Source organism: Rhizobium sp. CF142 (genome assembly GCF_000281145.1).
Lineage (GTDB): Bacteria > Pseudomonadota > Alphaproteobacteria > Rhizobiales > Rhizobiaceae > Rhizobium.
On sequence record NZ_AJWE01000110.1, the window covers coordinates 142862 to 149976 of the forward strand.

At 62.0% G+C, this 7115-nt stretch carries 7 protein-coding genes; all 7 read left to right on the forward strand.

Going from position 1 to position 7115, the window contains the following annotated elements; all coding sequences use genetic code 11:
* Positions 1 to 77 precede the first annotated feature (77 nt).
* Positions 78 to 1646, forward strand: a complete 1569-nt coding sequence (gene ccoG / locus PMI11_RS27400) for a cytochrome c oxidase accessory protein CcoG (RefSeq protein ID WP_007823789.1) — start codon at positions 78 to 80, stop codon at positions 1644 to 1646.
* A complete protein-coding gene (locus tag PMI11_RS27405) occupies positions 1643 to 2128 on the forward strand; it encodes a FixH family protein (RefSeq protein ID WP_007823790.1) in 486 nt (161 codons plus the stop codon). The genes ccoG and PMI11_RS27405 overlap by 4 nt, the downstream gene beginning before the upstream one ends.
* Positions 2125 to 4407 (forward strand): cation-translocating P-type ATPase, encoded by a 2283-nt coding sequence (locus PMI11_RS27410; RefSeq protein WP_007823791.1) that lies wholly within the window; start codon positions 2125 to 2127, stop codon positions 4405 to 4407. The genes PMI11_RS27405 and PMI11_RS27410 overlap by 4 nt, the downstream gene beginning before the upstream one ends.
* Positions 4404 to 4562 carry a cbb3-type cytochrome oxidase assembly protein CcoS gene (ccoS, locus tag PMI11_RS27415; protein ID WP_007823792.1) on the forward strand — a complete coding sequence of 53 codons (159 nt, stop codon included), beginning with the start codon at positions 4404 to 4406 and terminating at the stop codon, positions 4560 to 4562. The genes PMI11_RS27410 and ccoS overlap by 4 nt, the downstream gene beginning before the upstream one ends.
* A gap of 23 nt (positions 4563 to 4585) precedes the next feature.
* Positions 4586 to 5251 (forward strand): Crp/Fnr family transcriptional regulator, encoded by a 666-nt coding sequence (locus PMI11_RS27420; RefSeq protein WP_007823794.1) that lies wholly within the window; start codon positions 4586 to 4588, stop codon positions 5249 to 5251.
* A gap of 181 nt (positions 5252 to 5432) precedes the next feature.
* Complete coding sequence (locus PMI11_RS27425; protein ID WP_007823795.1) at positions 5433 to 6161, forward strand: response regulator; 729 nt, start codon at positions 5433 to 5435, stop codon at positions 6159 to 6161.
* A gap of 63 nt (positions 6162 to 6224) precedes the next feature.
* Positions 6225 to 7115: c-type cytochrome biogenesis protein CcmI (gene ccmI / locus PMI11_RS27430; RefSeq protein WP_037072331.1), on the forward strand; the 891-nt coding region annotated here is incomplete at its 3' end.

The following is a 7115-nucleotide window of genomic DNA, read 5'->3' on the forward strand; positions in this document are numbered from 1 at the left end:
AACCATGTTCTTGATATGAATCAAGGATCGTCAGCCGGAAACGGAGGAGAAGGGCAGTCACAAATCGGAACAGGCCCATGAACCTCTACACAGCACCCGATCCCAAATCAGTGGAACGTGTCAACGCCGAGCCGGTTAACGCCCGCCGCAACCGTCAGCCGCTTTATACAGCGCGCAAGAAGGTCTTCCCCAAGAGGGTTCAAGGGCATTTTCGCCGGTTCAAGTGGATCGTGATGCTGATCACGCTGGCGATCTATTATCTTGCTCCCTGGATCCGCTGGGATCGCGGGCCCTACGCGCCCGACCAGGCGATCCTGATCGACCTGGCGTCGCGCCGCTTCTTTTTCTTCTTCATCGAGATCTGGCCGCAGGAATTCTACTATGTCGCCGGATTGCTGGTCATGGCGGGGTTCGGGCTGTTTCTGGTCACCTCCGCCGTCGGCCGCGCCTGGTGCGGTTATGCCTGTCCGCAGACGGTCTGGGTCGACCTATTTCTCGTCGTCGAGCGCGCCATCGAAGGCGACCGCAATGCCAGAATGAAGCTCGACGCCGGACCGTGGACGCTCGACAAGCTTCGCAAGCGCCTGCTCAAGCATGCGACCTGGCTTGTCATCGGCGTTCTCACCGGCGGTGCATGGGTATTCTATTTCGCCGACGCGCCAACCCTCGTCAAAGGCCTCTTCACCGGGCAGGCTCCGGCCGTCGCCTACGCCACCGTCGCCATTCTGACATCGACCACCTACGTCTTTGGCGGGCTCCTGCGCGAACAGGTCTGCACCTATATGTGTCCCTGGCCGCGTATCCAGGGCGCCATGCTCGACGAGAACTCGCTGGTCGTGACCTATAACGACTGGCGCGGCGAGCAACGCTCGCGCCATGCCAAGAAGGCACAAGCAGAGGGGCAGGCCGTGGGCGACTGTGTCGACTGCAATGCCTGCGTTGCCGTCTGTCCGATGGGCATCGATATCCGCGATGGACAGCAGATGGAGTGCATCACCTGTGCGCTCTGCATCGACGCCTGCGACAATGTCATGGACAAGATCGGCAAACCGCGCGGCCTGATCGCCTATGCGACGCTCAGCGAATATGCGAGCAACATGAACATTGCCACCGACGGGGGCAGGATACCCGTCCAGCCGGCGCGCGTCAGAAATCCGGACGGTTCCCTTGTCGACGGCATTCGCCACTTCAACTGGCGCATCATCTTTCGGCCACGTGTCGTCTTTTACGCGAACGTCTGGACCTGCATCGGCATTGCCATGCTCGTGCATCTGTCGATGCGCGAACGGCTGGAGCTCAATGTCGTCCATGACCGCAACCCCCAATATGTGCTGGAAAGCGACGGATCGATCCGCAACGGATACACGCTGCGTGTGCTCAACATGGTTCCCAAGCCGCGCACGATCGAACTGACTCTGTCGGGCATCGATGGTGCGACGATGCGGATCCCCGAGCTCGGCAAGGAGGAGGGACGTCGGTTCATGATCGATGCCGCCCCCGACGCAGCGACGACGCTCAAGGTGTTCGTCACCCGCAAGCCGACGGGCGACGCCGTCAACGAATTCCTCTTTTCGATCGAAGATGCCGGTCACGCCGACCGCGCGACCTATCGCGCCGCATTTAACGCCCCAGGAGATGTAAGATGAGCACCCGCACGCAAGGATTCACCGGCACGCATATGTTGCTGACGACGTGTGCCTTCTTCGGCGTGATTATCGCCGTCAACTTTACGATGGCTTGGTACGCCTCGTCGAGCTGGAGCGGGCTCGTGGTCGAGAACACCTATGTCGCCAGCCAGGAATTCAATGAGAAGGCCGCCGCGATGAAGGCGATGGCTGCCTCCGGGATCGCGGGCAGGCTTTCGCTGAAGAGCGACGAAATCCATTATGATATCAGCAACAGGGACGGCTCGCCGGCTGTTGTCGACGACGTCGTGGCCAACTTCAAGCGGCCGGTTGGCGATCATGAGGACTTTCGCGTTGCCCTGACCAAGCTCTCGGAAGGGCGGTTCGAGGCGTATCACGCGATCGCGGCAGGCGACTGGATCGTCGAAGTGACCTCGCGCCGCGGCGGCGAGATCGTCATGCATGAGGCCGTGCGCATCGACACTGCGGAGTTTGGCCAATGACCTGCTGCACCATGAATGCGGATGGCGTGCTGGCAATGAGCACAACCTCCTTCAGCGCCGACGAGATCGGGCTTGCGAGCCACGCGCTCGGCGGCGGCCTTCGTCAGCTCGATCTCAGCGTGCCTGACGTCCATTGCGGCGCCTGCATATCGACCATCGAGCGGGCATTGTCGGGCCTGCCCTATGTGCGAAAAGCCAGGGTGAACCTCACCTCAAGGCGCGTGAGCTGCGTCTATGCCGAGGAGATGGACAACAAAACGGTTGATCCAACCGGCATCACTGCCGCGATCAGCGCGACCGGATACAGGGTCCATCTCTTCGCACCGCTTGCGCCGGAAAGCGACAAGACACGGAACCAGCTTCTCCTTGCGGTCGGGGTTGCCGGCTTTGCCGCGACAAACATCATGCTGCTGTCGGTATCCGTCTGGTCCGGCGCGGATGCCGCGACGCGCGACATGTTCCATTGGATATCGGCGATGATCGCAGCTCCTGCACTCGTCTATTCCGGCCGGTTCTTCTTTCGATCGGCCTGGAACGCGTTGAAGCGCGGGCGCACGAACATGGATGTGCCTATCTCACTTGCCGTGACGCTCTCCTATGCGGTTTCGCTTTGGGAGACGATGCATCATGGCGAGCATGCCTGGTTCGATGCGACCGTGTCGCTGCTGTTCTTCCTGCTGATCGGCCGCACTCTCGACCACGTCATGCGCGAGAAGGCGCGCGCAGCGATCAACGGGCTGGCGCGGCTTGCTCCGCGTGGGGCGCTGGTGGTGGCAGCCGATGGGTCGAGACGCTACGTGGCGGTCGAGGAGATCGCCATCGGCGACGAGATTGCCGTGGCGGCCGGCGACCGCATCCCGGTCGACGGCATCGTCGCCAGCGGCGAGAGCGACCTCGACCTGTCGATCGTAACCGGCGAGAGCAGCCCGGTGGCCGTCAAACCAGGCGCGGAAATCCATTCCGGGGCCATGAACCTGACGGGCTCGCTCATCGTGCGTGCAACCAAGCTCGCGCGCAACTCGCTGCTTGCCGAGATCATCGGCCTCATGGAGGCGGCCGAAGGCGGGCGGGCGCGTTACCGGCGGATCGCCGACAGGGCCGCGGCACTCTATTCGCCCGCCGTGCACCTCCTTGCGCTGGTGTCGTTTCTGGGCTGGGGGATCATCGGCGGAGACTGGAAGCAGGCGATGCTCGTCGGCGTCGCCGTGCTCATCATTACCTGCCCATGCGCCCTCGGACTGGCCGTTCCGGTCGTGCAAGTCGTTGCAGCCGGCGAACTTTTTCGCAGGGGCGTCATGGTCAAGGACGGTTCGGCGCTCGAGCGGCTCGCCGAGGTCGATGCCGTCGCCTTCGACAAGACGGGTACGCTGACGCTCGGGCGACCGAGGCTTGTGCGGACTGAAGCCGACAATATCGGGAGCATCGCGGTCGCAGCGGGACTTGCTCAGCATTCCAGGCATCCGCTCTCGCAGTCGCTTTCGCGTCAGGCAATCGTGGCCGATCAGTTCGAGCGCGTGGTGGAGGTTGCAGGCGGCGGCCTCGAAACCTCGCGCGGGGATGTCGTCTATAGGCTCGGAAACGCATCCTTCGCCTGCGGCGAGGCCGAGATCGCGACATCAGACAGTCCGCTTTCCGAGGTCGTGCTTTCGGCAAACGGGGTGGCGCTGGCGCGCTTCTTCTTCGATGACACGCTTCGTCCGGGAGCAGGCGAGGCGGTCGCCGATCTGGAATCGGCCGGTTTCCAGACGCTGATTTTTTCGGGGGACCGCCAATCCGTCGTCGAAAGCACGGCACGCAGCCTCGGCGTCGACCGCGCCCTTGGCGCATTGACCCCGAAGCAGAAGGTGGACGCCTGCGAGGCCCTGCGAGAGGAAGGGCGCCGCGTTCTGATGGTCGGCGACGGCATCAATGATGCGCCTGCGCTCGCCGCAGCCCATGTCTCGATGGCGCCATCCAGCGCTTCCGACATCGGACGCCAGGCGGCCGACCTCGTCTTCTTCAACGAGAGGCTCGATTCAGTACCCGATGCGATCCGGATCGCCAGGCGCTCGGCCGCGCTCATTCGGCAGAATTTCGCCCTTGCGATCGGCTACAACATCCTTGCCGTGCCGATTGCGGTCGCCGGCTTTGCGACGCCGCTGATCGCGGCCGTGGCGATGTCCACCTCCTCAATCATCGTCGTCACCAACGCCCTGCGTCTCAACGCCTTTACGGCGCGAAGCGCTCCTCTGCCGGCTTTGCAGAGACCGATCGACGATCAGGAGGTCGAAGCCGCATGAACATGCTTATCTATCTGATCCCGATCGCACTTTTCATGGGCGGCCTCGGGCTGGCGGCGTTTCTCTGGTCGCTGAAAAGCGGTCAGTATGACGATCTGGAGGGCGCTTCCTGGCGGGTGATTGCCGACGATGATTCCGATCCGACCGCTACGTGATCGCGTCAGCCGGAAAAAGACCGATGCTCTTCAACAACGAACAGCTTTTACAGTCGGACCTCTTTGACAGGCTGAGCATCGATACCGCAAGACGACTTGCGACCCTCGCGCGCCGGCGCGTATACGTGCCCGGAGAAGAGATATTCGCGGAAGGCGAGCCCGGCACCCACGTGGTTTACGTCGCAAGTGGCGTGGTCAGGCTGACACGAACGGAATCGAGCGGGCGTGATGCTGATATCCGCGTCTGCGAGCCAGGCGACTTCATTGCCGAATATGTAATTGTGCTCGGCGGCAATTATGCGCATGGCGCGTGTGCCGGTGCCTTGAGCGAGCTCGCGCTCTTTGAGGCTGCGGCGCTTCGGACACTTGTCGATAAATGCCCTCAGCTCCAGCGCAACCTGCTGAAGATATCAGCCCACCATCTTCTTGAAGCCTTCGATTGCATTGCCGGCGATCGGTTGCACATGGCAGCCCAGCGCGTGGCGAATTTCCTGTTGCGCCAATGTCCCGAAACAGCTCTTCAGGCGACATTCCGCCTCCCGTACAAGAAGCAGATTCTGGCCGGAAAACTCGGGCTTGGACCGGAAGCCCTGTCGCGGGCGTTTGCCGCTCTCGCACAGCGCGGCGTCGATGTGAAGGGTCGAACGGTCCGCATCGAAAACGTCGTCCTGCTCCGTCAGGTCTGCTAGCTACGATCGCGCCGGCCTTTCGAGGCGATTCCGTCGGACGCTATCGTGATGAAGCCCGCCAGCCGAGACGTTCCTCATCAGGTTTCTTTGGGAACTAATCGCATACTGCGCCGAGAGCGGTGGCGCTGGCCGAATTCCTGCGCTATCTGATTGGCAAGTCGAAACGAGCTTAACGAGGACAATGGAACCGGACCGTATTCTGGTGGTCGATGATGACGCGCGGATCAGGCAGATGCTGGTGCGTTACTTCGAAGACAACGGATTTAAGGTGAACGCGGTCGCAAACGGCGCGGCGATGCGTTCCGAACTCGCCAAGGGCTCTTACGCGGCAATTTTTCTCGATCTGGTGCTCCCGAACGGCGAGAATGGTCTCGAACTGCTTCGGGAGCTGCGAAGCACATCCGACGTGCCGGTTCTCATGCTGACAGGTCAGGACGATGTCACGGACAAGGTCGTCGGCCTTGAAGTCGGCGCCGATGATTACATTGCCAAGCCCTTTCATCTGAGAGAACTGCTGGCTCGTCTGAGGACAATCCTGCGACGCCGCACCTCCTCGGACGCGACCCGTGCCACCAACGGCGAAGACGAAACGCTCGCCTTCGAAGGCTGGTCCCTCGATGTGTCGCGCAGGCGACTGACCTCACCCCAGGGCGACGACGTTGCTTTGACGACTGGCGAGTTCGACATGCTTCTTGTTTTCGTGCGTAATCCCGGCCGGGTTCTTTCGCGCGAAACGCTCATGGATCTGACGAGAAACCGCAATCTCGAAGCCTTTGATCGCGCAATCGACGCCCAGATCGTCCGCTTGCGTAAGAAGATCGAGGATGATCCGAAGAGCCCGGATCTCATTCAGTCTGTACGCGGCGTCGGTTATGTCTTCACCGGCCGACCAGGACGAACACCGAGATAATTGATCCTCGTCAATGTCCGGTCCGCTGCTGCGGCTATGTGTTGAGCCATTATGGCTGCAACAATGACGATCTGGATTCTTTTCGCGGTGATGACGACCGCAGCGACTGCCATCCTGCTTCACCCGCTTTCGAGGGGCCGCCGGAAGACGGCGAGCACCGAAGCGGATGCCGGCGGGGTCTATCGCGACCAGCTTTTCGAACTCGACGAGGATGTCGCCTCCGGACGCATCTCGCCGGACGAATATGAACTGGCCAGAGCGGAAACGGCGCGACGCCTGTTCAAGGCTGCAGATGACCGCCAGCCGGCGCAGATCGCGCAACGCTCCGGCAGATGGCTGAAACACGCTATCGCCGTATTCTTGCCATTGCTCAGCATCGCTCTCTACGTTTCGCTCGGCTCTCCCGATCTCCCCTCCCGTCCGCTGGCCATAAGGCTCGCCGAGCCCGGCGAGGATCTCGCAATCCTCGTCAAGAAGATGGAGGATCACCTGGCCGGTCAGCCTGAGGACGGGCGGGGGTGGGACGTCATCGCTCCGGTTTACCTGAAGATGGGCAGGGTTGATGACGCGGTAAAAGCCTATCGCGCGGCGCTTCGCCTCGACGGAACCAATGTCTCCCGCCTGGAAGGACTGTCGGAAACGCTGATGGCCACATCAAACGGCCTAGTGACAGCAGACGTGCTTGATGAACTCAAGCAAATCCTGTCTCTTGAGCCGAACAACCCGCGTGCGCGCTTCTATGTTGCGCTGAGCCTGGAGCAGGCGGGCCAACCGGATCAGGCGCGCACGGCCTTCGAGGATCTCGCCAGGCAGTCGCCGGCCGATGCACCCTGGCTGCCGCTGGTCAACGAGCATATCGCCAGGAACGGCGGCGCGGCGGTTGCGCCTGCAGCCGAGCCGGAAGCGCGGCCTGCCGCACAATCCTCGGCACCGGGCGGCCCGACGGCGGAGGAT

Coding starts and splice junctions, on each gene's coding strand:
- PMI11_RS27410 (WP_007823791.1), top strand. CDS start 2,125: ATGACCTGCTGCACCATGAATGCGGATGGCGTGCTGGCAATGAGCACA.
- PMI11_RS27420 (WP_007823794.1), top strand. CDS start 4,586: ATGCTCTTCAACAACGAACAGCTTTTACAGTCGGACCTCTTTGACAGG.
- ccoS (WP_007823792.1), top strand. CDS start 4,404: ATGAACATGCTTATCTATCTGATCCCGATCGCACTTTTCATGGGCGGC.
- ccoG (WP_007823789.1), top strand. CDS start 78: ATGAACCTCTACACAGCACCCGATCCCAAATCAGTGGAACGTGTCAAC.
- PMI11_RS27405 (WP_007823790.1), top strand. CDS start 1,643: ATGAGCACCCGCACGCAAGGATTCACCGGCACGCATATGTTGCTGACG.
- PMI11_RS27425 (WP_007823795.1), top strand. CDS start 5,433: ATGGAACCGGACCGTATTCTGGTGGTCGATGATGACGCGCGGATCAGG.